24 protein-coding genes are annotated in these 24,592 nt (G+C 69.3%); 12 read left to right on the top strand and 12 right to left on the bottom strand.

The window, feature by feature from the left end; translation table 11 throughout:
- Window positions 1-86: 86 nt before the first annotated feature.
- Both QBE02_RS11085 and ppsA read left to right on the top strand, forming a co-directional pair.
- Complete coding sequence (locus QBE02_RS11085) at window positions 87-968, top strand: pyruvate, water dikinase regulatory protein (protein ID WP_279365763.1); 882 nt, start codon at window positions 87-89, stop codon at window positions 966-968.
- Entirely contained in the window at window positions 965-3,382 is a 2,418-nt protein-coding gene (gene ppsA / locus QBE02_RS11080; RefSeq protein WP_279365762.1) for a phosphoenolpyruvate synthase, read from the top strand. Before QBE02_RS11085 ends, ppsA begins: the two co-directional genes overlap by 4 nt.
- 42 nt (window positions 3,383-3,424) lie before the next feature.
- Here ppsA and QBE02_RS11075 read toward each other — a convergent pair whose 3' ends face one another.
- Window positions 3,425-4,174 carry a FadR/GntR family transcriptional regulator gene (locus tag QBE02_RS11075; RefSeq protein ID WP_279365761.1) on the bottom strand — a complete coding sequence of 250 codons (750 nt, stop codon included), beginning with the start codon at window positions 4,172-4,174 and terminating at the stop codon, window positions 3,425-3,427.
- Window positions 4,175-4,295: 121 nt separating this feature from the next.
- Between QBE02_RS11075 and QBE02_RS11070 the strand changes: the two genes are divergently transcribed.
- The 4 genes from QBE02_RS11070 to QBE02_RS11055 all read left to right on the top strand — a co-directional run bounded on the left by QBE02_RS11070 (window position 4,296) and on the right by QBE02_RS11055 (window position 8,309).
- The gene (locus QBE02_RS11070; RefSeq protein ID WP_279365760.1) at window positions 4,296-5,984 is read left to right on the top strand and encodes an L-lactate permease; all 1,689 of its coding nucleotides are present in this window, start codon (window positions 4,296-4,298) and stop codon (window positions 5,982-5,984) included.
- Between the two features lie 29 nt (window positions 5,985-6,013).
- Window positions 6,014-7,279, top strand: coding sequence for an alpha-hydroxy acid oxidase (locus QBE02_RS11065; RefSeq protein ID WP_279365759.1), 1,266 nt, complete (start codon window positions 6,014-6,016; stop codon window positions 7,277-7,279).
- 122 nt (window positions 7,280-7,401) lie between these two features.
- Entirely contained in the window at window positions 7,402-7,800 is a 399-nt protein-coding gene (locus QBE02_RS11060; protein ID WP_279365758.1) for a DUF6992 family protein, read from the top strand.
- Between the two features lie 116 nt (window positions 7,801-7,916).
- Entirely contained in the window at window positions 7,917-8,309 is a 393-nt protein-coding gene (locus QBE02_RS11055; RefSeq protein ID WP_279365757.1) for an NUDIX hydrolase, read from the top strand.
- Window positions 8,310-8,447: 138 nt separating this feature from the next.
- Here the strand turns inward: QBE02_RS11055 and QBE02_RS11050 are convergent, their stop codons facing one another.
- From QBE02_RS11050 to QBE02_RS11040, 3 genes are all read right to left on the bottom strand, one after another.
- Window positions 8,448-9,935 carry an SDR family oxidoreductase gene (locus QBE02_RS11050; RefSeq protein ID WP_279365756.1) on the bottom strand — a complete coding sequence of 496 codons (1,488 nt, stop codon included), beginning with the start codon at window positions 9,933-9,935 and terminating at the stop codon, window positions 8,448-8,450.
- 63 nt (window positions 9,936-9,998) lie between these two features.
- Window positions 9,999-10,145 (bottom strand): hypothetical protein, encoded by a 147-nt coding sequence (locus QBE02_RS11045; RefSeq protein ID WP_279365755.1) that lies wholly within the window; start codon window positions 10,143-10,145, stop codon window positions 9,999-10,001.
- A 9-nt stretch (window positions 10,146-10,154) separates the two neighbouring features.
- Complete coding sequence (locus QBE02_RS11040; RefSeq protein ID WP_279365754.1) at window positions 10,155-11,348, bottom strand: acyltransferase family protein; 1,194 nt, start codon at window positions 11,346-11,348, stop codon at window positions 10,155-10,157.
- Window positions 11,349-11,599: 251 nt separating this feature from the next.
- Here QBE02_RS11040 and QBE02_RS11035 point away from each other — a divergent pair, with 251 nt between their 5' ends.
- The 3 genes from QBE02_RS11035 to QBE02_RS11025 all read left to right on the top strand — a co-directional run bounded on the left by QBE02_RS11035 (window position 11,600) and on the right by QBE02_RS11025 (window position 14,849).
- On the top strand, window positions 11,600-11,995 hold the full coding sequence (locus tag QBE02_RS11035; protein ID WP_279365753.1) for a hypothetical protein: 396 nt from the start codon (window positions 11,600-11,602) through the stop codon (window positions 11,993-11,995).
- A 95-nt stretch (window positions 11,996-12,090) separates the two neighbouring features.
- Window positions 12,091-13,926: an AMP-dependent synthetase/ligase gene (locus QBE02_RS11030; RefSeq protein ID WP_279365752.1), complete on the top strand. Its 1,836-nt coding sequence runs from the start codon at window positions 12,091-12,093 to the stop codon at window positions 13,924-13,926.
- Window positions 13,923-14,849 carry a DUF1295 domain-containing protein gene (locus QBE02_RS11025; protein ID WP_279365751.1) on the top strand — a complete coding sequence of 309 codons (927 nt, stop codon included), beginning with the start codon at window positions 13,923-13,925 and terminating at the stop codon, window positions 14,847-14,849. Before QBE02_RS11030 ends, QBE02_RS11025 begins: the two co-directional genes overlap by 4 nt.
- 15 nt (window positions 14,850-14,864) lie before the next feature.
- Here the strand turns inward: QBE02_RS11025 and QBE02_RS11020 are convergent, their stop codons facing one another.
- From QBE02_RS11020 to QBE02_RS11010, 3 genes are all read right to left on the bottom strand, one after another.
- A complete protein-coding gene (locus QBE02_RS11020; protein ID WP_279365750.1) occupies window positions 14,865-15,611 on the bottom strand; it encodes a L,D-transpeptidase family protein in 747 nt (248 codons plus the stop codon).
- Between the two features lie 82 nt (window positions 15,612-15,693).
- A complete protein-coding gene (locus QBE02_RS11015; RefSeq protein ID WP_279365749.1) occupies window positions 15,694-16,500 on the bottom strand; it encodes a hypothetical protein in 807 nt (268 codons plus the stop codon).
- 170 nt (window positions 16,501-16,670) lie between these two features.
- Window positions 16,671-17,333, bottom strand: a complete 663-nt coding sequence (locus QBE02_RS11010; RefSeq protein WP_279365748.1) for an ArsR family transcriptional regulator — start codon at window positions 17,331-17,333, stop codon at window positions 16,671-16,673.
- A gap of 138 nt (window positions 17,334-17,471) precedes the next feature.
- Here QBE02_RS11010 and QBE02_RS11005 point away from each other — a divergent pair, with 138 nt between their 5' ends.
- Both QBE02_RS11005 and QBE02_RS11000 read left to right on the top strand, forming a co-directional pair.
- Entirely contained in the window at window positions 17,472-17,735 is a 264-nt protein-coding gene (locus QBE02_RS11005; RefSeq protein WP_056224881.1) for a DUF6458 family protein, read from the top strand.
- Window positions 17,736-17,788: 53 nt separating this feature from the next.
- Window positions 17,789-18,805 carry a serine/threonine-protein kinase gene (locus QBE02_RS11000; protein WP_279365747.1) on the top strand — a complete coding sequence of 339 codons (1,017 nt, stop codon included), beginning with the start codon at window positions 17,789-17,791 and terminating at the stop codon, window positions 18,803-18,805.
- 7 nt (window positions 18,806-18,812) lie between these two features.
- On the opposite strand, the gene QBE02_RS10995 is transcribed toward QBE02_RS11000, so the two are convergent.
- Window positions 18,813-19,445 carry a HEAT repeat domain-containing protein gene (locus QBE02_RS10995; protein ID WP_431844596.1) on the bottom strand — a complete coding sequence of 211 codons (633 nt, stop codon included), beginning with the start codon at window positions 19,443-19,445 and terminating at the stop codon, window positions 18,813-18,815.
- Window positions 19,446-20,086: 641 nt separating this feature from the next.
- On the opposite strand from QBE02_RS10995, the gene QBE02_RS10990 reads away from it, so the two are divergent.
- Entirely contained in the window at window positions 20,087-20,491 is a 405-nt protein-coding gene (locus tag QBE02_RS10990) for a hypothetical protein (protein ID WP_279365746.1), read from the top strand.
- A gap of 108 nt (window positions 20,492-20,599) precedes the next feature.
- Here QBE02_RS10990 and QBE02_RS10985 read toward each other — a convergent pair whose 3' ends face one another.
- The 4 genes from QBE02_RS10985 to QBE02_RS10970 all read right to left on the bottom strand — a co-directional run bounded on the left by QBE02_RS10985 (window position 20,600) and on the right by QBE02_RS10970 (window position 24,526).
- Entirely contained in the window at window positions 20,600-21,169 is a 570-nt protein-coding gene (locus QBE02_RS10985) for a nucleotidyl transferase AbiEii/AbiGii toxin family protein (protein WP_279365745.1), read from the bottom strand.
- Between the two features lie 39 nt (window positions 21,170-21,208).
- Window positions 21,209-21,790 carry a helix-turn-helix domain-containing protein gene (locus tag QBE02_RS10980; protein WP_279365744.1) on the bottom strand — a complete coding sequence of 194 codons (582 nt, stop codon included), beginning with the start codon at window positions 21,788-21,790 and terminating at the stop codon, window positions 21,209-21,211.
- Between the two features lie 383 nt (window positions 21,791-22,173).
- Complete coding sequence (locus QBE02_RS10975; protein WP_279365743.1) at window positions 22,174-24,240, bottom strand: KAP family P-loop NTPase fold protein; 2,067 nt, start codon at window positions 24,238-24,240, stop codon at window positions 22,174-22,176.
- Window positions 24,185-24,526, bottom strand: a complete 342-nt coding sequence (locus QBE02_RS10970; RefSeq protein ID WP_279365742.1) for a hypothetical protein — start codon at window positions 24,524-24,526, stop codon at window positions 24,185-24,187. The genes QBE02_RS10975 and QBE02_RS10970 overlap by 56 nt, the downstream gene beginning before the upstream one ends.
- Window positions 24,527-24,592: the final 66 nt, after the last annotated feature.

The following is a 24,592-nucleotide window of genomic DNA, read 5'->3' as shown; positions in this document are numbered from 1 at the left end:
GCAGGTCTTACCTATGTGACATTTTCGGCATTTCTTTCGCGCGAGAACGGCGCAATTCCCGCCTGGAGGTCCCCTAGCTTCGGGTCATGGCCGGTTCTTCCCCTTCCTTCCCCGCGAGCGCTTCCGCTCCCCAGGGCCCCCGGCGCGCCGTGTTCTTCGTCTCGGACAGCACGGGCATCACCGCTGAGACCCTCGGCAGCGCCCTCCTCGCCAACTTCCCCGGCACGGCCTTCGAGCGTCGTACGGTGCCGTTCGTCGGGACGGTGACCCCGGTCGAGGCGGTGATCCAATCGCTGCGGAAGACCGCCCGGACGGGCGAGGGGCCCATCGTCTTCGCCACAATCAAGGACGCCGGCATCCGTCGACGCCTCGCCGAGGGCGCCGCGGTGGTCATCGATCTGCTCGCCGGCCACCTCGCCGAGCTCGAGACCGCCCTCGACACGGCAGCCGAGACGCGCGCCGGGCAGTACCACGGCCTGGGCGACCTCGAGCAGTACTTCGCCCGTATGCGCGCGGTCGAGTTCGCGATCGAGCACGACGACGGGCAGAGCCGCCGCGCGCTCGACAGTGCCGACGTCATCATCGTGGCGCCGTCTCGGTGCGGCAAGACGCCGACCACCATGTACCTCGCCCTGCACTACGGCCTGCTGGTGGCGAACTATCCCCTGACCGACGACGACTTCCCCACCGACGCCCTGCCCCCGACCGTCGCCCCGCACGCCGAGCGGTGCTTCGGGCTCACCACCACCGCCCTGCGCCTCAGTCAGGTGCGGCACGAGCGCCGTCCGAACTCCACCTACGCCAGCCTCGCGCAGTGCACCCTCGAGATCCGCCGCGCCGAAGACCTCTACCGCCGCAACCGCATTCCCTTCCTCAGCTCCGCGACCCGGAGCGTCGAGGAGATGTCCGCCGTGATCCTGCAGTCGATGACGCTGCGGGACCGACCGAACGAAAGGCCCCTCACATGACCACCATCCTGCGCTTCGACGAGATCGGCATGAGCGACCTCGCCCGCGTCGGCGGCAAGAACGCCTCGCTCGGCGAGATGGTCTCGCACCTGGCATCCGCCGGCATCCGCGTTCCTCCGGGATTCGCGACCACCTCGGACGCCTTCGAACGCTTCCTCGCCGAGGGCGATCTCGCGGGCCGCATCCGCGCGGCCGTCGAGGGGATCGACGTCGACGACGTCACCGCCCTGACCCGGCTGGGCGCGCGCGTGCGCGCCTGGATCGAGCAGCAGCCCTTCCCCGCCGATCTGGAGTCCGACATCCGGTCGGCCTACGACGCGCTCGTCGCCGGGGAGGAGGATCCGGATGCCGTGACCTGGGCCGTCCGCTCCAGCGCGACGGCCGAGGATCTCCCCGACGCGTCCTTCGCCGGGCAGCAGGAGACGTTCCTCAACATCGGCGGGGTCGACAACATCCTGCACGCGGTGCGTCGCGTCTTCGCCTCGCTCTACAACGATCGCGCGATCGCCTACCGCGCACACCACGGCTTCGACCACCACGAGGTCGCGCTCTCGGCGGGCGTCCAACGGATGGTGCGTTCCGACGTCGGCGCCTCGGGCGTCATGTTCACCCTCGACACCGAGTCGGGCTTCGAGGACGCGGTCTTCATCACCAGCTCGTACGGCCTGGGCGAAGCCGTCGTCCAGGGCGCGGTCAACCCCGACGAGTTCTACGCGTACAAGCCGGCCCTGCGCGCCGGTCGTCCCGCGATCCTCAAGCGGAGCGTGGGCGAGAAGGCCATCGCGATGCGGTACACCGACGGCCGCCAGGTGGACGCCAGCACGGCTTTCGTCGAAGTGGATGCCGCCGACCGGGGCCGGTTCTCGATCATCGACGCCGAGGTCGAGGAGCTGGGCCGTATCGCCCTCGTCATCGAAACGCACTACGGCCGCCCGATGGACATCGAGTGGGGCAAGGACGGCGTGGACGGCCGGCTGTACGTGCTGCAGGCGCGGCCCGAGACGGTGGTGTCGCGTCGTTCGGCGAACGTGCTCAGCCGGTTCGTCCTCGCCGAACGCGCTCCGGTGCTCGTCGAGGGCCGCGCGATCGGTCAGCGGATCGGGGCGGGACGCGTGCGCGTGCTCACCTCGATCGAGCAGATGGCGGACTTCTCCCCCGGCGACGTCCTGGTGGCCGACATGACCGATCCGGACTGGGAACCGATCATGAAGCGGGCGTCCGCGATCGTCACCGACCGCGGCGGCCGCACGTGCCACGCGGCGATCATCGCCCGCGAGCTCGGTATCCCCGCCGTGGTCGGCACCGGTGTCGCCACCGCGGTGCTCGAGGACGGTCGAGAGGTGACCGTCTCGTGCGCCGAGGGCGACGACGGCGTCGTCTACGACGGCATCCTGAGCTTCGCCGAGGAGACGACCGAGCTCGACCGGATGCCGTCGGCGCCGGTCAAGGTGATGATGAACGTCGGCACCCCCGACCAGGCGTTCGCCTTCTCACGGCTTCCGAACGCGGGGGTCGGGCTGGCGCGGCTGGAGTTCATCATCAACCGTCAGATCGGCATCCACCCGCGCGCCCTGCTCGAGCTCGACCGGCTCGAGGACGACCTGGCCGACGACATCCGCGCGCGGATCGCCGCCTACCCCTCCCCCGAGGAGTACTTCATCCAGCGCGTCGCCGAAGGGGTCTCGATGATCGCGGCGGCGTTCGCACCCGAGCCGGTGATCGTGCGCCTGTCGGATTTCAAGTCGAACGAGTACGCCAACCTCATCGGCGGCCCGCTGTACGAACCCGACGAAGAGAACCCGATGCTCGGCTACCGCGGGGCCGCGCGCTACGTGTCGCCGGACTTCCGGGCGTGCTTCGACATGGAGTGCGAGGCGCTGCGCCGCGTGCGCGACGACATGGGTCTGACCAACGTGCAGGTCATGGTCCCGTTCGTGCGGACGGTCGGTGAGGCGGCGGCGGTCGTCGAGCTGCTCGCCGCGAACGGATTGCGCCGGGGAGACAACGGGCTCACGGTCGTCATGATGTGCGAGCTACCGGCCAACGCGATCCTCGCCGAGCGCTTCCTCGAGCACTTCGACGGGTTCTCGATCGGGTCCAACGACATGACTCAGCTCACCCTGGGCCTCGACCGCGATTCGGCGCTCATGGCGGCGTCCTTCGACGAGCGCGATCCGGCGGTCCTGCACCTGCTCGGCATGGCGATCGACGCCTGCCAGCGGCAGGGCAAGTACGTCGGCATCTGCGGGCAGGGACCCAGCGATCACCCCGACTTCGCACAGTGGCTCGTGGCGCGCGGCATCCACTCGTTGTCTCTCAACCCCGACACCGTCGTCGAGACCTGGCTGGCCCTGGCCGCGAACGAACGCCCGAAGGCTCAGATCCTCGCGCAGGCGCACCTCTCCCGGCTGTGACGCCGACGTCGGCCGGGTCGCCCCCACCGGCCCGGCCGACGTTCAGTCGACGAAGAGAACCGATGACGCCCGGCGGATGTGGGCCTCGGTCGCGGCGGCGGCCCGATCGCCGTCTCGCGCCACGATGGCGTCGAAGATCGCGCGATGCTCCTTCTGCAGCAGCGCCGACTGGTCTCCCCACGCGGCGTTGCGCTCGATCGCGTGCAGCAGGGGCACGCGCACGGCCTCGCGGATGGCGCCGGTCAGGGCGGCGGACAGGCTGCTGCCCGATGCATCCGCGATCGCGAGGTGGAAGCGGGTGTCCGCCTCGTTGAACGCCTGCCGGTCACCGATCGCGGCATCGCCCGCGGCGAGCGCCTCGGCGATGCGCGCACGTCCGGACTCGTCGAGCTGGGCGGCGGCCGACGCGGCGCTCGCGCGCTCCAGCACGACGCGCGCCTCGGTGACGTCCTGCACGGTGAAGTTCGAGAGGGCGACGTGCAGACGCAGGAAGCGGCTGAGCGCCTCGCGCGGCAGCGCGGCGACGAAGGTGCCGGCGGCGGCGCCAGCGCCCGGCTGCGAGCGTAGGACGCCCTGACTCTCGAGGACGCGCACCGCTTCGCGGACGCCGGCGCGACTCACCTCGAGATTGGCGGCCAGCTCCCGCTCCGGGGGCAGCGCATCGCCCACCTTGAGTGCACCCGAAAGGATCCGGTCCTCGATCACCTCGATGACGAGTTCGTGCGCGCGTGCCCTTTTGACGGGGAGCCAGAGGCCGTCCGCGGCCTCGTCGGAGGGAGAGGGGGATGCCATGCGCTGCCGCCTTCGGAAGAGAGTGTTGACAGCGTATCGGTCGAGCCGTTACCGTGCGTTAGCGGTCTGACCTCTAAATGGTCGGACGCTTCGCAACAACGACGTTCGAAGGAAGGCCCGCATGTACACCCCCGAACTCGCGCCGATCGGCGCCAGCATCGTGACGTCGGCGCTCGTCGCGAGCCTGCCGTTCCTCACTGTTTTCGTGACGCTCGGAGTGCTGCGCTGGAAGGCCCATTGGGCGGGCCTGTCCGGTCTCGGCGTCGCTCTGCTCGTGGCCGTCCTCGGGTACCGCATGCCCGTGGACCTCGCCGCCCTCTCGGCCACCCAGGGCTTCATCTTCGGCCTGTTCCCGATCATGTGGATCGTGCTCAACGCCATCTGGCTCTACGAGCTGACCGTCCGCAGCGGCCGCTTCGAAGACCTGCGCCTCGTCATTAACGCTCTCAGCGACGATCCGCGCATCCAGGCGATCATCATCGCCTTCGGCTTCGGCGGCCTGCTCGAGGCCCTCGCCGGCTTCGGCGCCCCGGTCGCGATCACCGGCGTCATGCTCATGGCCGTCGGGTTCACCCCGATGCGCGCCGCCGTCATCGTGCTGCTGGCCAACACGGCCCCCGTCGCCTTCGGGGCGGTCGGCACCCCGATCGTCACCGCCGGCAGCCTGACGGGGATCGACTACCACGAGATCGGCGCCTACGTCGGGCATCAGACCCCGCTCGTCGCCCTGTTCGTCCCGTTCATCCTCGTGCTCCTCGCCGACGGCTGGCGCGGCCTGAAAGAGACCTGGCCCGCCGCGCTCACCTTCGGCGTGGTGTTCTCGATCGCCCAGTGGGTCAGCGCGACCTGGATCTCGGTCGAGCTGACCGACATCGTGGCATCCCTCGCCGGAATCGCCGCCGCGGTCGTCCTGCTGCGCTTCTGGCAGCCGCGCGGCACCACCGCCGCCCGCGAGCGCCTGCTCAAGGAGCGCTCCGCGAGCCTGGTGGGCGCGGGCGTGACTACCTCGGGCGGCGGCACCGGATCCGCGGATGCCGACACCTCGACGCAAGGCCCGCGACTGACGCCGCGCACGGTCTTCTTCGCCCTCTTCCCGTACCTGCTCGTGGTCGTCGTCTTCTCGCTCGCGAAGCTGTGGAGCCCGCTGAAGACCTTCCTCACGGCCACCGACGTCAAGATCCCGTGGCCCGGCCTGGACGGCAACATCCTCACCGCGAGCGGCAAAGCCGCCACCTCGACGGTCTACACGCTCGGGTGGCTGTCGTCGGCGGGCAGCCTGCTCATCATCTGCGGGATCGTCGTGGCGCTGGTGTACCGACTGCCGCTGCGCGAAGCCGCGCGCACGTGGTGGCAGACGCTGGTCAAGCTCCGCTTTTCGCTGCTCACCGTCGGCTCGGTCCTCGCCCTCGCCTACGTCATGAACATGTCGGGCATGACCCTCACCATCGGCGCCTGGATCGCCGGCACCGGCGCCCTGTTCGCCTTCCTCTCCCCGATCCTCGGCTGGTTCGGCACCGCCGTGACCGGCTCCGACACCAGCGCCAACGCCCTGTTCGCCACGCTGCAGCAGAGCGCGGCGGTGCAGGCGGGCATCGACCCGACCCTCCTCGTCGCCGCCAACACCTCCGGTGGCGTCATCGGCAAGATGATCAGTCCGCAGAACCTCGCGATCGCCGCGACCGCCGTCGGCCTCGTTGGCCAAGAGGCCACCATCCTGCGGAAGGTCATCTGGTGGAGCCTCGGCATGCTCGTGGTCATGTGCCTGCTGGTGGGCCTGCAGTCCTCCGTCCTGTCGTGGATGCTCCCGTAACCCGTCCCCCCTCACCCGAAAGGCACGCCATGTCCGCCGTGACACGTCAGTTCCCCAACCCGATCGAGCTGCTCGAACTCATGCAGTTCAAGCGCCCCGACTTCAACGGCCGTCGACGCCGCCTGAACGCCGCACTCACCATCGGCGACCTGCGCGACATCGCCAAGCGCCGGACCCCGGCCGCGGCGTTCGACTACACCGACGGCGCGGCCGACAGCGAGGAGGGTCTCGCCCGCGCCCGCCAGGCGTTCGCCGACGTCGAGTTCCACCCGTCGATCCTGCGCGACGTCTCCCGGGTCGACACGACGTGCCAGATCTTCGGCGGCTCGTCCGCCCTGCCGTTCGGCATCGCCCCGACCGGCTTCACCCGACTGATGCAGACCGAGGGCGAGATCGCGGGTGCGGGTGCGGCCGGGGCCGCCGGCATCCCCTTCACCCTGTCGACGCTGGGAACCAGCTCGATCGAGTCGGTCAAAGAGGCGAATCCCCACGGGCGCAATTGGTTCCAGCTGTACGTGATGAAGCAGCGCGAGATCTCGTACGGCCTGGTCGAGCGCGCCGCCGAAGCGGGTTTCGACACCCTGTTCTTCACCGTCGACACTCCCGTGGCGGGGGCCCGCCTGCGCGACAAGCGCAACGGGTTCTCGATCCCGCCGCAGCTGAGCGTGTCGACGATCGTCGACGCACTCCCCCGCCCCTGGTGGTGGTGGGACTTCCTCACCACCCCCAAGCTCGAGTTCGCCTCGCTGAGCGCCACCGGCGGCACCGTCGGCGAACTCCTGAACGCCGCCATGGACCCCTCGATCTCGTTCGACGACCTCGCCGAGATCCGCGCCCTGTGGCCGGGCAAACTCGTCATCAAGGGCGTGCAGAACGTCGAGGACTCGCGCCGTCTCGCAGACCTCGGGGTCGACGGCATCGTGCTCAGCAACCACGGCGGACGCCAGCTCGACCGCGCTCCCGTCCCCTTCCACCTGCTGCCCGAGGTGGTGCGCGAGGTGGGCGCCGACACCGAGATCGCGATCGACACGGGCATCATGAACGGCGCCGATATCGTGGCATCCCTCGCCCTGGGGGCGAAGTTCACGCTGATCGGGCGCGCGTATCTGTACGGCCTCATGGCGGGTGGACGCCAGGGCGTCGATCGGGCGATCCAGATCCTCGCCGACCAGGTCGTGCGCACCATGCAGCTGCTGCAGGTGACCTCGCTCGCCGAGCTCACGCCGGCGCACGTCACCCAGTTGGAGCGCCTGGTGCCTCGCGCCGCGGCCTCGGCCGTCTCGCCGCGGCGGTGACACGGGGGCGGCCGGGCGCTCTCGTCGGCGGCCGCGCACGTGCGGCTCGTCGATCGACCCACCCCCGAGAGGCACGGTCGGCGGGGCACCCGGAAGTCGCGCGGGGCGGCATCATGGATGTCATGGCATCAACGAAGGCCGTCGCCGACACCCTCGTACGTCGTCTGCGGCGATGGGGCACGGCATCCGTCGTCGTGGGAGGCGCCCTGACGCTCTTCCCGCGCACCCGCGCCTTCGGCGTGCAGACGGCGATGTGGGGGGCCGTCGACCTCGGGTTGGCGATGTTCGCGGTCCGCCGCGGGGCTGCGCCGAAGCGCCGCCCCCTGCGGCGTCTGCTGCTGATCAACACCGCGCTCGACGTCGGGTACGTCGCCGCGGGCGCACATCTCGCGGTTCGCAGGCCGACGTTCGGGGGGCGTCTGAGCGCCGCCGACGCGCGCGGTCACGGCGTGGCCGTCGTCATCCAGGGCGCCGCACTGTTCCTGCTCGATCTGACCGCCGCGCGACGCCTGCGCCGCTGAGACCCGGGCCGGTCACGGTCCAATCGCCACTCCCGACGCGGGCGGAGGGCCCGGACGCGTGCGCGACACCGCGCGGGCCCCGCTCCTGCTAGCGTGCGGGGGTGATTCCGGATGCCATGCCCCCACGCCGAATCCACGTCTCGGCCGCGGTGATCACCGACGCCGACGGCCGCCTGCTGGTCGTGCGCAAGGCTGGGACCACCGCGTTCATGCAGCCCGGCGGCAAACCGGAGCCCGGCGAGTCACCCGCCGAGACGCTCGCCCGCGAGCTGGCCGAAGAGGTGGGCCTGCGCGTCCGCGCCGACGAGCTCGAGCCCCTCGGCTCGTTCACCGCGAGCGCCGCGAACGAACCGGGGTTCGAGGTCGTCGCCGAGGTCTTCCGCGTCGACATCGGCGACCAGCGGCCGATCCCGGATGCCGAGATCGCCGAGCTCCGCTGGGTCACCGCGGCCACGGCATCCGGCCTCGACATCGCGCCCCTCGCTCGCGAGTACTTCCTGCCCGCCTGAGCCCGCGCGAGCCCCCGACGCACGTCGAGTGTCCACAACACCCGGATGGATTCGAAAATCGTCCGGGTGTTCTGGACACTCAACCGAGCCGGGGCGGGCGCGGCGCGGGACGCGACCCGCAGACCACCCCGCTTCGGCCTACCAGCTGCCCTTGCTGTAGTCCTTCAGGAAGATGCCGAACAGGTCCTCGCCGGCCTCGCCGCGCACGATCGGGTCGTAGACGCGGGCCGCACCGTCGACGAGGTCGAGCGGGGCGTGGAAGCCCTCTTCGGCAAGGCGCACCTTGGTGAAGTGCGGGCGCTCGTCGGTGATCCAGCCGGTGTCCACGGCGGTCATGAGGATGCCGTCGGTCTCGAACATCTCGCGGGCGCTCGTGCGCGTCAGCATGTTCAGCGCGGCCTTGGCCATGTTCGTGTGCGGATGGCCGGGGCCCTTGTACCCGCGGCCGAACACACCCTCCATCGCCGAGACGTTGACGATGTACTTCCGGCGCGCGGCCGACGCGGCCATCGCGGGGCGCAGCCGGCTCACGAGCAGGAACGGCGCGGTCATGTTGGCGAGCTGCACCTCGAGCATCTCGAGGGGTTCGACCTGGTCGACGTGCTGCGTCCAGCTGTTGATGCGGTCCTCGTCGGGCACGAGACCGCCCGCATCGATCGCGGTGCCGGCGGCCAAGCGCTCGAGCGACGACGATCCGGCGGCCATCGCCTCGGCGGTCAGTTCGTCGGCGGTGCGCGCGGCGGAGGCGAGGATCGGGTGCGCCGACACCGACTGCGCCAGCGCCAGCGGGTGGGCGTCGTTCGTGTGGCCGAAGGTGACCAGCTCGGGCAGGGGGCCGTCCGGGAGCGGTGCGAGTTCGGCATCCACCAGGGGTTTGTAGGCCCCAGGGGACCGCCGAACCGTCTGCGCGGCGTTGTTGATGAGGATGTCGAGAGGACCATCGGATGCCACGGACTCCGCCAACCCGATCACCTGGGCGGGGTCGCGCAGGTCGATGCCGACGACCTTGAGCCGGTGGATCCAGTCGGCGCTGTCGGGCAGCGACGAGAAGCGGCGCACCGCGTCGCGCGGGAAGCGCGTGGTGATGGTGGTGTGCGCGCCGTCACGCAGCAGCCGCAGGGCGATGTACATGCCGATCTTGGCGCGGCCGCCGGTGAGCAGGGCGCGCTTGCCGGTGAGGTCGGTGCGGGCGTCCCGCTTGGCGTGGCTCATGGCCGCGCAGTCGGGGCAGAGCTGGTGGTAGAACGCGTCGACGAGCGTGTAGTCCTGCTTGCAGATGTAGCAGGCGCGCGCCTTGATGAACTCTCCGGCGAACGGCGTGGTCGTGCGCGTGGCGAGCGGGATGCCGCGCGTCTCGTCGTCGATGCGGTCGGCGGCTCCGGTCGCGGTGGCGGCGACGACGGCGCGATCCGCGTCGGCGATGCGCTGGCGCTTCTCTTTGCGCGACTGGCGCTTGACGTCTTTGTAGAGCTTGCCGGTCTGGCGGCGCAGGGCGATGTACGCGGGGTCTTCGGGGTCGAGGGAGGAGGCGGCGTCGATGACGCGCAGCGCGATCTCGAGCTCGGTCGGATCGATGGATGCCGCCGACGCGGCGTCTCGATCGGGGCTCAGGGGTGTTTCGGGCACAGGGAAGTGTACCGAGCCGACTCTGGACGATCGGTGGGCCGGGCGTGGCGGGCGCGGTCCGCGTCAGCGCTGGCCGGACTCGACCCAGCGCGTGTGCGACTTCAGCGCGTGCAGCACGGCGAGGCGCACCGCGACGTACAGCACGGCCCCGACGGCGACCAGGGCCACGCCCCACACGAGAAAGAGGTAGAGGAAGTGGGCTCCGAACATTCCGCGAGCCTAGCGAGAGGCGGCGCGAGCGGCCGTCGACGCGCCCGATGTCGCTCCGCCGACGGCAGCCCCGGTGCCTTCGGACACGCGCCGCGAGCGGTCGTAGCGCAGCAGCCACTTCTGCGCGGGGATCTCGACGGCCCGGTGCAGCACCCACGCGATCGCGAGGGCGATGGCGAACGCAGCGAGCGCGAGCAGCAGAGCGCGCCGCCACGGCAGCTGCGGATGGCCCTCGGGCCACCACGACGACACCGACGCGATCACGAGCAGGTGCACGAGGTAGAAGGCGAACGACACGCGTCCGAGCTCCTGCCAGAGCGGGCGGGCGAGGAAGGTCGAGCGACCGTGCACGTCGGCCGCGGCGAGCGAGGCGACCAGCAGCGCGAACGACCCGACGGTGGCGGCGAGGCCCGGGTGGACATCGGTGCCGGGGATCGGGGGCGCTTCCGACAGGGCGTAGCCCGCGACCGCGAGGGGAAGCGTGTAGCGCAGCTTCCACGGCATCCAGCCTCCGCTCTTCATGAGCAGCGCGAGGGTGACACCGAGCACGAACTCGGGCAGGCGCAGGAGCGGAGTGGATGCCGCCGACATCGGAACGGGCGAGATCGCGGCGATCTGGGGGGCCAGGGCGACGAGCACGAGCGCTGCCACGACCACGCCGCCGCGCGCGCGGTTCGACAGGCGCACGAGGGGGCGGATGAGGAACGGGAAGCTCAGGTAGAAGAACGCCTCGCACACGAGCGACCAGCTGGCGGGGTTGCCGGCCTGCCACCAGTCGGGCACCCAGCCGTTGACGAGGAAGACGTTCGCGACCAGGGGCGCTCGTCCCGCGGTCTGGATCTCGGGCACGAGGGTCGCCGCGGCGACGAGGGCGAGTCCCACCCCGACGAGGTGCAGGGGGTAGATGCGGGCGAAGCGGTGCCAGTAGAACGACCCGGCGCTCTGGTGCGGTTTGTGGCCCCAGGCGAGCACGAAGCCCGACAGGATGAAGAACAGGGTGACGCCGGTCTTGCCGGCCTCGAAAACGAAGGCCCAGACGGTCCCGGCGGTGCCGCCGAAGTACTCGACCGCCATGAGGTGGTGCCCGAAGATCAGCATCGCGGTCGCCCAGCGGAGCCCCGTCAGAGAGGGCAGGTGACGGGCGGGATTCGTGGGACGGGATGCCGTCGGCGCGGCCGTCACGCGAGCCACGGGTGCCGTCATGGTGCTGATGGTCGTCGCCTCCGTGTCGTCTCTCGCGCCGGCGATGAGCGACTCGTGCGGGGCGCACGAGTCCACACCGACCCGGGAGAAGTTACCGGTCCAGTGTCAAGAAATGCCTGGAAGGGCCGGGGCTTGACGGCGACGGCATCCCTTCACGTGCACGGAAAGGTGCGTGCTCCTGGCTCCCGTGGGGCGTCGTGACTACGCTGGCGGTTCCCGGCCGCGAGCCGGGAAGAGCGAGAGGGATGCCGATGAGCATGGGCTACCGGGGCGATCTGCCGCCCGCGACGCGGGTCCGCCGAGCGCGGATCCTGGCCATCGCCGCGGCCGTGGTCTACACGGCGTTCGGGATCCTCTTCCTGTCGTTCTCGGGGGACACCCCCCTCTTGCTCCTGGGCGGGAGCGCCACGATCGTTCAGGCAGCGATCATGATCCTCGCCGTCTCCCGCGCGTCCGCCGCGATCCGGGCCCTCTCGATCGGCGTGGCCGTCCTCGCCGTCGCGGGCGGGGCCGCCATCGCCTTCACGTCGTCGGCGACCGACGGCGGCTCGGCGGTGGCATCCCTGTTCGGATTGGCCGCCATCCTGGCGGGGGAGGCCTTCCTCGTCCACATGCTCTCGCGCACCGTCGAGGTGCACAGCACCTGACCCCGCTCGCGCGGCGGCAATCCGATCGGCGTCTTCCTCCGAAAAAATGCGTGACGGTCTCCCACCCGAGGACCGTGCACTCGCCCGGAGGAATAATGTTCGAGACGCACACGCCCGCTTTGGCGGGCCTGGACGCGTTCACCAACGTGACCGATCTGCTCGTCCGCCGCGCGGAGGAGGCGCCCGATCACATCGCCTTCGAGGTGCCGGCCGACGGAAGGTGGGAGCCGGTCACCACCGTCGCGTTCCTCGACGCGGTCCGCGCCCTCGCGAAGGGGATGGTGGGTGCGGGGCTCCAGCCCGGCGACACCGTCGCCATCATGGCGCCGACGCGCTACGAGTGGGCGGTCGCCGACCTCGCCGCCTGGTTCGCCGGGGGTGTGGTCGTTCCCGTGTACGACTCGTCGTCGGCCTCGCAGGTCGAGGCGATCGTGCGCGACGCGCGCGTGCGCCTCGCCGTCGCCGGAACCCGCGCCCACGCCGACCTGCTCGCCGACGCCCTCGCGCAGGCCGGGGGCGAGACGCTCGGCACCTGGGCGATGGCGGGCGTCGACGGCGTCCCCTCGCTCGATGAGCTCAGCGCTCGGGGCGCGGACGTCTCGGACGCCGAGCTCGAGGGCCGGCGCACTCTCGCCGGTCACGACGACCCGGCGACGATCGTCTACACCTCGGGCACCACGGGCGAGCCCAAGGGCGCCGTGCTCACGCACGCGAACTTCCTCGGTCAGGTGCTGAACATCGCCGCCGCCTACCGCGAGGTCGTCAACCCGCAGGGCAACACGATCATCTTCCTGCCGCTCGCGCACGTGCTCGCCCGCGGCCTGCAGCTCATCTGCATCGCGAGCGGCATGCGCATCGCGCACCTCTCCGAGCCGGCGCAGGTCGTCCCCGCTCTCGCCGTGCTGCGTCCCACCTTCTTGGTGGCGGTTCCGCGGGTGCTGCAGAAGATCCAGTCCGCCGCCGCCGACAAGGCCGCCGATAAGAACCTCGACCGGGTCTGGGCCCGCGCGGTCTCGACCGCGATCCGCGCCGGTCGCTTCGCCGAGGTCCAGGATGCCGGCTACCCGCGCCGCGTTCCGTTCGGCTTCCGCGTGCGAAAGGGCGTCTTCGACGCCCTGTTCTACTCGCGCCTGCGCGCGGTGATGGGGGGTCGCGTGGGGTACATCCTGTCGGGCGGGGCAACGCTCGACCGCGATCTGTCGTTGTTCTTCCGGGGTATCGGTGTTCCGGTCATCGAGGGCTACGGGCTCACCGAGACGACCGCGCCGCTCACCGGCAATCTCCCGGGGCGGATCGCCTCGGGAACCGTGGGGCTCCCGCTCCCCGGCTCGACCGTGCGCATCAGCCCGCAGGGCGAGGTGCTCGCCCGGGGGGTGGGCGTGTTCTCGGGGTACCGCGATCCGCGGCACGACGCCGAGGCGTTCGTGGACGGGTTCTTCCGCACGGGCGACCTCGGGCGCATCGACGACGCGGGGCGCCTGATCCTCGAGGGGCGTCTGAAAGACGTCATCGTCACCTCGAACGGTAAGACGGTGGTGCCCGCGCGCTGGGAGGGCGCGGTCGAGGCGAGCCCGCTCGTGCAGCACGCCGTCATGGTCGGCGAGGGCAAGCCCTACCTCTCGGCCCTGTTGATCCTCGATCCCGAGCAGTCGGCCGCGTGGCTGGCCGCGAACGGTTCGGCGCTCGAGCCCGGCACTCCCGGGGCCCTGCGCGCGGTCGACGATCCGCGCCTGACCGCTCACCTGCAGACCGCCGTCGACGCGGCGAACGCCCTCGTGTCGCGCAGCGAGCAGGTGCGTCGCTTCACTCTCGTGCTCGCCGACCTCGACGACCGCGAGCTCGTCACCCCCACCCTCAAGATCAAGCGCCGCGAGGTCCTGCACCGCGCCGCCGAGACGATCGACACCCTGTACCGAGGAGCCGCATCATGACCGCACCCGTTCCCTCCACCTCGGAACGATCGCCCGCGGCCCAGAACCGCACGGCGCTCGTCGCGGTGGTGGTGGCCCTCGTCGTCGGCGCGGGGCTCGCTGTCGCCGGGAGCTTCCGCGGAGCGCAGGTCGGTGGCGTCCCGGTCTTCGCGATCGCCGTGACGGCCGCTTTCGTGATCCAGTTCCTCGTCTTCATCCCCTCAGCCGTGCGTCGCACCGAGCTTTTCTTCGACCTGACCGGCAGCCTCACCTTCATCGCCGTCTCGATCACCCTCGCCCTGCTCGCCCCCGCGCAGGACGCCCGCGGGTGGATCCTCGCCGCGATGGTCGTCGTGTGGGCGGCGCGTCTCGGCTCGTTCCTCTTCGCGCGCGTGCACCGCGCGGGCACCGACGGACGCTTCGACGAGATCAAGACGAACCCGCTGCGCTTCTTCCAGGTGTGGTGCATCCAGGGACTCTGGGTGGCCCTCACCGCCTCGGCCGCGTGGATCGCCACGAGCGCGGATGCCGCCGACCGGGCGTCGCTCGACGGGTTCGCGGTCGCGGGGATCGTCGTGTGGCTCGCCGGGATGGTGTTCGAGGTCGTCGCCGACCTGCAGAAGCAGGCCTTCCGCGCCGACCCCGCGAACAAGGGCGAGTTCATCCGCACGGGCCTGTGGTCGCGGTCGCGCCACCCCAACTACTTCGGCGAGATCCTCGTGTGGGTCGGCGTCTTCGTCGTCGCCGTGCCCGTGCTGCAGGGCTGGCAGTGGGTCGCCGTCCTGTCGCCGCTGTTCGTGGTGCTGTTGCTGACGCGGGTCAGCGGCATCCCTCTGCTCGAGAAGCGCGCCGACGAGCGCTGGGGCGACCGGGCCGACTACCGCGCCTACCGCGATCGCACCCCGGTGCTTATCCCGGCGCTGACCGCGCGGTCGGGGTCGTGAGGACCGCCCCCGCCGTCAGCTGATGGTGATGGGGGTGCCGAGCGGCAGCAGGTTCGCCAGCTCGGTGATGTCGGCATTCGACAGACGGATGCACCCGTGGCTGGCCGACTGGCCGATGCTCTCGACGTCGTCGGTACCGTGCAGGCCGATCTGGCCGGGCCCGCCGCCGAAGCTCGAGAGCACGTCCGAGAACGCCGAGAGCCCGAAGGCGAACGGTCCGTAGCCCTCGTTGGTCGGCTCGAGCAGCTCGGTGATGAAGAACTCACCGTGCGGGGTCGGCGTGCCACCGGTGCCGGTGGCCGCGCTGAAGGACTTCACCACCTGCCCGTTCTTGAGCAGGGTGAGCGTGTTGGCTTCGGTGGAGGCTTCGAGGCTGTACTCGAGACGGTGCTGCTGGACGGCATCGGCCTTGACCCAGCCCGTGCTGCCGTTGGGCCGCTGGACGAGGTGCACCTGCAGCCAGTCCCCCTGCGTCGCGGCGACGAGAAGGGTGAGGGGCGCGCCGGATTCCTGCGGGTTCTGCAGGGTGGTGGTCACGCTGCCGCCCGGCTCGGCGTACACCTCGAGGGTCGCCCCCGTCGCTGTGGCGGAGGTGGCGGTCGCCGCGGGTGCCGAAGCCGTCGGGGTCGCGGTGGGGGTCGGCTGCACCTCGACGGTCGTCGAGGGGGCCGCGTCCGGGGTGGCCGCGGGAGTGCATCCCGCGAGCAGGAAGATCGTCAGAAGCGCCGAGGCGCCGACGCATGCGGTCGTGCGGGTGGACACGGAGAACTCCTGGGATGGAACGGAAAACGGGAACGCCGGGCCGGAACGAAAGTCCCGGCCCGGCGTCGAAGAGCCGAGTCGATCAGCCGGTGAAGGTCGCGGCGCGCTTGACCGGAGTGGCCGGGCCCGCGACGGGGGCCGGGGCAGCGGCAGCCGCGTCAGCGGTCACGGCGAAGGTGAGGGGCGCGGCGCGGACGGCTCCACCGTCGCTGAAGGCGCTGAGGAGGTACTCGCCCTCGTTGGCGTAGTTCGTGCCGACCTCGGGCACGAAGCGCAGCGTGACGGTGCCGGTGGCGTCGGCGACGGCGTCAGGGCCGGCCTGGTCGCCCGTTCCGGGGGTGGAGATGCCGAACGAGACCGTGGCGCCGGGGGCGAAGCCCGAGAAGGTCGCGGTGACGCCGTTCTTGAGGTACGACGACAGCGGCTGCGTGGCCGGGGTCACCGACGATGACGGCTGGGCGACGACGGTGATCGTGGTGCTCGCCGAGGCGGGCAGCGCGCGCAGGAGGACGGCGGAGGGGTCGACTTCGCCCGTCACGGTGATCGTGTGCTCACCCGGGGTCGTGGTCGCGGGCAGGAGGGTGAAGCCTTCGTACGTGCCGTTCTGGTCCGCGACCTCGGCCGTGCCGTTGACTGAGGAGACGGTCAGCGGCTCGTTGTCGAGGGTGAAGGCCAGAGCGCTGTTCGGCGCGAAGTCCTTCGCGGTCAGCGTGAGCGCACCGGTGGGCGTCGCCACGGCGGAGCTCGACTCGAGCGTCGGCGTCGGCACGGGAACGGCCTGGGCGGCGCTGGCCCCGCCGACCGCGAGGGCGGTGGAGAGGATTCCGGCCGAGACGATGGCGGCGGCGCGACGCCAGGCCGAGGCGGTGCGCGGAGTGTCGACAGACATACGGGTGTCCCTTTCAGGAGAAAAGGCAGCGCACGCGCGGGCGATCGGGAGCGTTGCCGATGGAATGGGCGCACCCGGGTGTTACCCGCTCGTCGACGAGCGGAGGTGAGCTACTGCATTGAACCATAAACCGAGAGATTCTTATGAATCCCTTCCGCGTCCCTTTTGGTTCACGCCGCGACAAGCTGCGCGGCCACTGCCGCAATGCGGGAGCGCAGCGCGGAAACGGTCGCATCGAAGGCCTCGGCGCTGCCGATTCTCGCGGGATCGCGGATCGACCAATGCACATCGTCGCGGCCCCGCATCTGCTCGTGCGCCTGGTCGCAGACGCTGATCAAGAAATCGCCGGGGCGCGCGACCTGGTCGAGTGATCGGGGCGTGGCATCCGGGTCCAGAGAAATGCGGTGTCGGGTTGCCGCGGCGATCGCCCCGGGATTCACGTGATCGGCGGGGTGCATTCCGGCGGAGGCAGCGGGAATGTCGCTGTGGTCCGCCCAGATCGCCTGGGCGAGCTGCGAACGCGCGGAATTGGCGGTGCAGACGAAGACGACACGACCCGCGACCGGGGTGGGAACGGCCCCGAGCGCCGAGAACGCCTCGGGAATCAATTGCAGGTAGGTGCGGCGCCCGTCGAACTCGGACCGCACCCGCCGCACGATTCCCCGCTCGTGCAGCACATTGGTGTGGAACGCCACGAGATTCGATTTCATCCCGAGGGCCGCGGCGATCTCGCTCGACGACATGTCGCCGACCGCCAGAAGGTCGACGATGCGCAGGCGACCGCGATCCCCGAGCGCCGCAAAAGCGTCGACTCTGCGCTGAAGGTCGTCCATTATGCACCCCGGGAATGCGCCGCGCCATCGGTCGCGGCAAACGCTTTTCGCTCAGTAACGTTTGAGCGATCGCGACCGGTGAAGGTCCAAGTCACCGGTTGCGATCCCTAGACAAGCACAGCAACGAGGGAGTTTCCCATGGGTATCGGCAGCGGCATCGCCCTTTTCGTGATCGGCGCCATCCTGGCCTTCGCGGTCAATCTCGACCTCGGTGGCGTGGCGAACCTTCAGACCATCGGATACATCCTGATGGCCGCGGGCGTCGTCATCTTCTTGATCAGCCTGGTCTTCATGTTCCGTCGTCGTTCGGTCGAGTCCACGACCCGTTCCACGGTCGACCCGGCCAGCGGCCAGAGCGTCACCACCCGTCGCACCAGCGACAACGGCGACCCCCTCGTGTGACGACCCCGTCCGAGCTCCACCCGCACGGCGACCGGCCTCTCGACAAGGATCCGATGGGCACCCCCAACGCGACGCTCCCGTCGCTCGAGGGCGCCTTCGCGGGGCGTTACCGGCTGATCGAGCCCCTCGGCTCCGACCGCGAGGGCACCGTGTACCGGGCGCGCGACGACGTGCTCGCGCGCGATGTGGCGGTGAAGGTCTTTCCTCTCGACCCCGACGAGGTCGCTCATCCCCGCCGGCGACTCGCGGCCGCGCGCATCCTCACCGCCCTCGATCACCCGTCGCTCGTGACGCTGTACGACGCGCACCTCACGCGCGAGGGGCATGGCTACCTGGTCATGGAGCTCATCCCGGGTCCGACCCTGCGCCAGCATCTCGACGACCACGGCGCGCTGGCTCCCGACGTCGCCGCGGGACTGCTCCAAGATGTGGCCGAGGGCCTCGCCGCGATCCACGAGGTCGGTATCGTCCACCAGCACCTCGAGTCCTCGAACGTGCTGTTGCGCCCCGAGCGCGCCGCGCCCCGCCCCTTCACCGCCGTCCTCGCGGACTTCGGCGTGACCCAGGTTCTCGGCGCCCGGCCCGCCACCGCGCAGACGCATCCGGATGCCGAATACCTCCCGCCCGAGCGACTGCACGGAGAGCCCGCGACCCCGGCATCCGACATCTACGCCCTGGGCTTGTTGGCGCAGGAGATGCTCACGGCCGAGGGTCCGTTGAGCGGCGGTGCGATGCAGGAGCTCGTGCTCGGCCCCCTGGACTACGACCCCGAGGTGCCGCAGGGCTTCGGCTACGGCTGGGAGGTGCTGCTCACGGCCATGACCGACCCGAATCCCGCGGGCCGTCCGACCGCCGGCGAGGTGGCCGATCTCGCGCGCGAGCTGCGGAGCGGGCCCGTGCCAGAGGATTCGCCGGCCGTCGCCGCGGTCTCGGCGGACTCCACCGCCGTGGCCGCCGTCACCGCCGATGCCGAGCCGGTCACCGCGCTCCGCGCCGTGAAACAGGCGCGGGAGACGTCGGCGCGACGCCGTCGACCCCCGCTGTGGGCCTGGGTCACGCACTACCACTGACCCGAGTTCAGTCCTCCGCGGGCAGCGCGCGCTGGGCCACGAGGCGCCGCGCCTCGACCGCGGCGGCGGCGAAGTCGGCATCCGGGTCGTCCATGATGATCGCGGTGGCCCGCGCGTGCGCGCTGACGACGTCGTACGGCGAGGCCGCCGCGCGTTCGACGGTGGGCTCGGCGCGCCAGCCGATCGCGGCGAACGCCCGGCTGAGGCTGCGCTGCGTGTCGTGATCGCCCCGGCCGAACTGCGTCGACAGCTCGTCGGCGAGGCTTTCGCGCTGGTCGTCGGGAACGAGACCGGATGCCGTCCGCCAGGCCGCCCGGGCCACCTCGGGGTGTCTGTCGCGCAGCACCGCCGGCGTGATCGCCGTGTAGGCGATCGGGTCGCCGATCTTCGACAGGGTGTGCAGGGCCTGGCTCCGCGCCTGGGGGATCTCGGACCCCACCTCGGGGAGCAGGGCGGGCACGGTGCGCGCGGGGTCGTGGCGCGTGAGCGCCCACGTCAGCATGTCGCGCACGAAGAAGTCGGATTCGACCGCGCACCGCGCCACGAGCACGTCGACGTAGCGATCATCGGGTCGCGTTCCCGCGGCGAGCGCGGCCTCAGGAGCGCAACCCGGACCTACTGGCGGGGGAGTACCCCGCAGCCCTGGCCGCCGCCGAGAGCGCCGCAGCAGCCGCCACAGCTGCACGCGAAGCACTTGAGGAAACCATTGCGGCTGAAGCCATGGCCACAGGCCAGCAGCAGTGGGCCAGCGACTACACCGCCGTGACGCAGGCAGACGCTGCAGCGGAGTCCGCGTCCGTGTTCCGGAGAAGCACAGTCCAGCGTGACGCGGAAGCCGCCCGCGCGCAATTCCAGGTCCGACACCGAGCAACACCAGCACCGTCGCCCACTGCAGCGCACAAGGCTGCGTGGGCACGCGCGGCCACGTCGGCGGGTGCTCACGCGAGCCTCGACGCCGCACGTGCAAAGGAACAAGCCGCCATTGCGCGGCACGCCCGCCTGGCGGCCAGCCCTGCCCCCGGCGGCAAGCCCGCCGCCCCGCGCCCCGGTACTGCTGAAGAAGAGGCACGCAAGGACGCTGCCTTTGCCACTCGCCGGGCGCCTAGAACGCAGCGTCAGGAAGCCGCCGCGGAACGGGCAAAGCAGCCACAGAAGTCGCCTGAGCAATCTCCGTCGCTAGAACGCTGATCCGGTAGCTGGAACCCGCCAGCTGCCACCGCGGTCACGCGCGATATTCTCGAGGGCGGGTTTGCGACATCCGCTCACCTACGAGGATACGGCGTGAGACGCCACCTCATCGTGATCCACCCCGCCAAGAGAGCAGATGGGCTGCTTCGTCTTATGACCGCCGTGCAGCGACCTTCGGGCGCGGAAATCTCCGAGTGGGTCGCTCTCTTCGAGGCCCAGGGTATCCCCGCGCTCGGCACCGTACGCGTCCTGCCCCAATACGACGCCGACAGCGAAGACGTCTTCATCGTCCTCATCTACCTGCGGTATGCGCCGGCTGCGGTCTACCTGCAACTTGATGACAGCGCTCGATGGATTGCCACCCTCACCGAGCGTCCGAGCGATCTCACCGGCACCCCCCTTGATCTCATCGGACTCGGAGCCGAAGTCGAGGCAGCAGGACAGCTTTGCGCATACTTGCAACGGTGCACCGACCTACGCTCAACGACGCCGCACTGACCATCGAGTGGCGCCAGTTTCTCAGTGAGCAAGATCACTGCTCGACAGACGTCACGAGCAGAAAGACGCACCGGCAGGAACAGAGAGCTGCCGTTCAATCCGTATGGCTTACGGGAAAAGATCAGGAAGGTCCGGAAGAGAACCGACGCGTGGCCCAGCGTCGAGCAGCTTCTGCACTCGGTCGTACGTCCGGGGAGAAAGGTCTTCGGAGGGGAAGAACTCGTTCATCAGGTCTTCGGCCTCATCAGCCGTCCGGATTCCGAGGACCGTCAGCAACACGTCGACGTCGCCGAAGTCTCGTAGCCCTCGTCGCTCGGCCGCGCGAAGTTTCATGGCCAGGAGCATCGCCGCGGACGCTGCCTGGATGAGTATGCCGTCCTGGTCGTAGAGGGTCACCCACTCGGCGCTGCGGCCCATCCCATCCGGGAGAAAAATCTTCGCCTTGTCGTTGACCCAGTCCAGCGGCCAGTCACGTTCTTGCGCGATCTCAATGGTGACCGCCTCAACGGCCTCCGGTGGGGTGAAGGGTCCGTCCACGTCGACCGTCGCGGGGCGGTCCCCATCGATGGTGAGCGCGATGGCGGCTCCACCCACGATCTGGATGGTCGCCGAGACGCCGGCGTGCGTGAGGCGGGCAATGATCTCGCGGATCCCGTCGATGATGTCATCGCGGGTCAACAGGCTAGTCATGTGCTTCCCACCGGACGGAGCCGGGCACTAGACGCTCACCAGCTCGCCCTGCTCGATCGCGACGCCTCGGCGAACAAATTCAGGGAGCACCTGGCCGAGATCGGCGGTCAGCGCAATAGGGCGGGTACCGCGTTGCGGCTCCCACAGGGCATCTGGATGACCACCCTGTTCGATCACCCAGGACGGGACGGGAGCGGACACTTCCCGCAAACGCACCTCGAGGAGAGCTGCGACGGCATCCACCCAGCGCGACGGCACCTCCTCTGGTTTCTCTGCGGACAGGAGAACCCGTGTCACGGCATCGGCGGAGGCGAGATCATCGGCGAGCTGGATGAACCGCCGGTATGCCTGAGCGAACTGACCCTCCGCCTCGGCGCGCGCAATGTCCTCCAACGCTCGTGCGGCTGATGCCCGCCCCTGCGTTGCAACCGGGACCCACTCGATTCCGATCGCGGATGACAGTCGGTCCACAGTCGACGACGTCGGGTCGCGCCGGCCGTTCTCGATCGCGCTGAGGTTGCTGGCGCCCACACCCGAGCGCGCGGCAACGCTCCGAAGGCTCGCGCCAGAGCGCTTGCGCGCCCTCCGCAAAGAATCCGTCAGACTCATGACCACCTCCGTTATCTAAAACGATAACATTCGTAGCCGCGACATGATTCCCGCGGGCGGTTTCAAGCAAGCGGGGGAGTCGTCCAGCTGTGCCCATCGTCCGGGGTGAAGGCAGCTCCGATTGACGTGATCCGGGATGCTCGAGTGAGGCCGGCTAGTCGCCAGGTGGGTACCCCGAGCGTCGAGTGCCACTAAGTATTCGGTAAAGCGTCGGCGGGTGTCGCGTTTCGCGCCCGCCGAGTGCCCCTGGCGCGCGCCGTCCGCTGCACGGCGTGGCGCTCACCGCCGCTGGGTAGCTGAAACGTCTTACCCGGCACTTGCGAGCGACAGCTCACAGGGTTGGTGGGCCGGCTTCGCTTCGGGCTGTCCGCGGTCACTGTTCCCTAGAACTCCTCGGGCCGCCACCCGGCGACGTACGTTTCCGCGAGAAGCACGAGAGGTGACGGACCATCCGATTCACGGAGCCGAAGAACCGCCTCCGCAAGCTTGTCCTCACCGCCGGCCACCCTGACCAAGCCGTCCCAGGCAAGGCGATCCTCTTCTCTGACGTGCCGGGAGCCCATGGATTGCGCACGGGCTACAGACCAAGCCGACTGAAGTAGCGCCCGTATCTGCACGGCGTCGGTCAACGGCGGAGGGACGTAGTCGTCGCCATCGCGCTCCGCGACGAACCACAAGACCCGAAACAGACCCCACTCTCCTTCCGGCGTCGGCGAATCCGTTGTTCGCACCCGGCGAAGGAGGTCATCGTCGAGTTCTGCGGTGCACTCGGCCGAGATCAGTGCGTTGGTCGGGTCTTCTACGCGCCCCACGCTCCGGATCAACAATTCCTGCGACGAGTAGGACTGCACACCAGTAAGAATTGCGCGTACAGCGCGCTCTCTGGCGGTCTCACTCTCGAGTCGCCGTAAGAGACGGATGACAACGCGCGTGACGACCATGTCCGGTCGCATGAAGTCGAACATGCCTCGGTTGCGACGCTCTGGCATATCCGCGATTCGGTTGAGCAAGGTCACGGAGGCAGGTACCACCGACTCCTTAGAGAAGTCCGCCTGATAGGCCTCTAGTCCGCCGATTGCTGACTCCAAGTCCTCGCGCGGCAAGGAGTCCAGATACTCTCCAAGTGCGTCCGGGTCGGCGATCCGAGCATAGGCCCGTTCGGCTTGCTGGAACGACGCCAGATCAGACGGAAGCGTGCGGCCGAAGTAGAGATCCAGGTAGCCGATATACGCGAGCCGGTGTTCACGTTTCCACGTGTCGACCCATTCAGGGCCATAGGTGTTGTTCTCGATGTAGGTGCGTCCAGCGGGGAACAGTTGCTGGATGAGCGCACGCACTATGCCTCCATCCGCGCCTGCGACTCTCAACAGTGCGTCGATCTCTGCCTTCCGATCTGGATCCTGAGTTCGCCCCCACAGGCTGTGCGTCTCGGTAAGAGCGACACGTGCATCATGCAGCGCCTGGAAGATCTCGGGTCGAAACACACGCACCGCTTCGAGCGCCAATAGGTCCACGGCCTCGATCTGCTGACCGAGCGCACGAAGAGTTGGTCGCGCCGACAGCGCGAGCCTCGTGACGTCGCGAAGACTTCCAATCAAAGGGTCGATGATCTCGATGTAGACGTCCGGCCAGATGGCTCCGTTAAACCGCAGACCTTCGATCTCTTGCAGGACAACGTCCAACCGCTCGAACACTTGCTTGCGTAAGACCTCGGTGGAGATCATGGGCACGTCGAAGCTGAGCTGCAGGATTTTTTCGAGGTATGCCCTACCAGGCACCCCGTCTTCCGTGAGTGCTTGTTCAACCCTTCGTCGATCGAATACGAGCACGTAGATGATATTTGGGAAGCTCGCTGTCAGGCGCACCAACTTGAAGATGTCGCGGATCTCGTTGGTGGTGAGCCTGTCGATGTCGTCGATCACCACGACGACGGGCTCGTCAAGTTGCTTCAGCGCGCCGGATACTGTCTCCCTGAATGTCCGGCTGCCCTTCTTGCGGTCATTCCACCAAGTCGTCGCCGCCTTCGCGGCTTTGAATGCACGGTCAAACCAGCCGCCGAACCAAGGGATGACCGCGAGCGGGCTGAGAACGTCCCCGTATTTGTCGAGCCCTTCGGCGATTGCTCCGAACTTCGACTGATCCTTTAGCCGAAGCTCCGCGGCGATCTCATGAAAGAAGACGTCTGTTAACTGCTGGTCGCCTGAAAAGACCCAGGGATTGAACTCAATGACCGGCAGCACCGGCGCCTCAGCGAAATCTTCACGCATGAGGTTGACGAAGGAACTCTTGCCGTGACCCCATGCTCCCAAAACACCAACGACGACTCCTTGCGACGCGTCTAGTTCCCGCACGGAGCGCGCAAAATCCCGTGCGACAACCGCACGGCCGAGTACATCATGTTTCGATGAAGTGATGGGGTGATCGACGGGCAGTGAGTTCGAGTCGGCCATCCTTGATGTTCCTCCGAGCTTGGGCGTGTGCCGCGAGGCTAGCGCAACTGGACTCGATGGCGACCTTCAGCCAGTGGCGTCGGGAGCATTCGCCGTCTGACGGGCGCCACGGCAGATCCTCAATCGCTGCCATCGCGCCGAGCGCGCCTGCCAATTCGGCCACGGCCGACTCGATCCGCTCGTCCTTTGAGGCACGTATTTTCAGCGCCTCCCCGACAGCGAAGGTAGCGGCTGCCACAGCCGCTGGGATGCCTGCCACCAACAGCGCGACGACGGCCCCATCCATCAGTGAAGGAAGAGCGCGAGAACCGCTGCGACCGTCGCCACGGCCGCGAGAACCGTGCTCGCTAGA

The sequence above is a fragment of the Microbacterium testaceum genome, assembly GCF_029761935.1.
GTDB lineage: Bacteria > Actinomycetota > Actinomycetes > Actinomycetales > Microbacteriaceae > Microbacterium > Microbacterium testaceum_A.
This window is presented reverse-complemented; position numbering and strand designations above follow the sequence as displayed.

Coding starts and splice junctions, on each gene's coding strand:
- QBE02_RS11015 (WP_279365749.1), bottom strand. CDS start 16,500: ATGTCTGTCGACACTCCGCGCACCGCCTCGGCCTGGCGTCGCGCCGCC.
- QBE02_RS11005 (WP_056224881.1), top strand. CDS start 17,472: ATGGGTATCGGCAGCGGCATCGCCCTTTTCGTGATCGGCGCCATCCTG.
- QBE02_RS11025 (WP_279365751.1), top strand. CDS start 13,923: ATGACCGCACCCGTTCCCTCCACCTCGGAACGATCGCCCGCGGCCCAG.
- QBE02_RS10970 (WP_279365742.1), bottom strand. CDS start 24,526: ATGGATGGGGCCGTCGTCGCGCTGTTGGTGGCAGGCATCCCAGCGGCT.
- QBE02_RS11060 (WP_279365758.1), top strand. CDS start 7,402: ATGGCATCAACGAAGGCCGTCGCCGACACCCTCGTACGTCGTCTGCGG.
- QBE02_RS10975 (WP_279365743.1), bottom strand. CDS start 24,240: ATGGCCGACTCGAACTCACTGCCCGTCGATCACCCCATCACTTCATCG.
- QBE02_RS10980 (WP_279365744.1), bottom strand. CDS start 21,790: ATGAGTCTGACGGATTCTTTGCGGAGGGCGCGCAAGCGCTCTGGCGCG.
- QBE02_RS11085 (WP_279365763.1), top strand. CDS start 87: ATGGCCGGTTCTTCCCCTTCCTTCCCCGCGAGCGCTTCCGCTCCCCAG.
- QBE02_RS11055 (WP_279365757.1), top strand. CDS start 7,917: ATGCCCCCACGCCGAATCCACGTCTCGGCCGCGGTGATCACCGACGCC.
- QBE02_RS11065 (WP_279365759.1), top strand. CDS start 6,014: ATGTCCGCCGTGACACGTCAGTTCCCCAACCCGATCGAGCTGCTCGAA.
- QBE02_RS11075 (WP_279365761.1), bottom strand. CDS start 4,174: ATGGCATCCCCCTCTCCCTCCGACGAGGCCGCGGACGGCCTCTGGCTC.
- QBE02_RS11045 (WP_279365755.1), bottom strand. CDS start 10,145: ATGTTCGGAGCCCACTTCCTCTACCTCTTTCTCGTGTGGGGCGTGGCC.
- QBE02_RS11000 (WP_279365747.1), top strand. CDS start 17,789: ATGGGCACCCCCAACGCGACGCTCCCGTCGCTCGAGGGCGCCTTCGCG.
- QBE02_RS11040 (WP_279365754.1), bottom strand. CDS start 11,348: ATGACGGCACCCGTGGCTCGCGTGACGGCCGCGCCGACGGCATCCCGT.
- QBE02_RS11030 (WP_279365752.1), top strand. CDS start 12,091: ATGTTCGAGACGCACACGCCCGCTTTGGCGGGCCTGGACGCGTTCACC.
- QBE02_RS11035 (WP_279365753.1), top strand. CDS start 11,600: ATGAGCATGGGCTACCGGGGCGATCTGCCGCCCGCGACGCGGGTCCGC.
- ppsA (WP_279365762.1), top strand. CDS start 965: ATGACCACCATCCTGCGCTTCGACGAGATCGGCATGAGCGACCTCGCC.
- QBE02_RS11070 (WP_279365760.1), top strand. CDS start 4,296: ATGTACACCCCCGAACTCGCGCCGATCGGCGCCAGCATCGTGACGTCG.
- QBE02_RS11010 (WP_279365748.1), bottom strand. CDS start 17,333: ATGGACGACCTTCAGCGCAGAGTCGACGCTTTTGCGGCGCTCGGGGAT.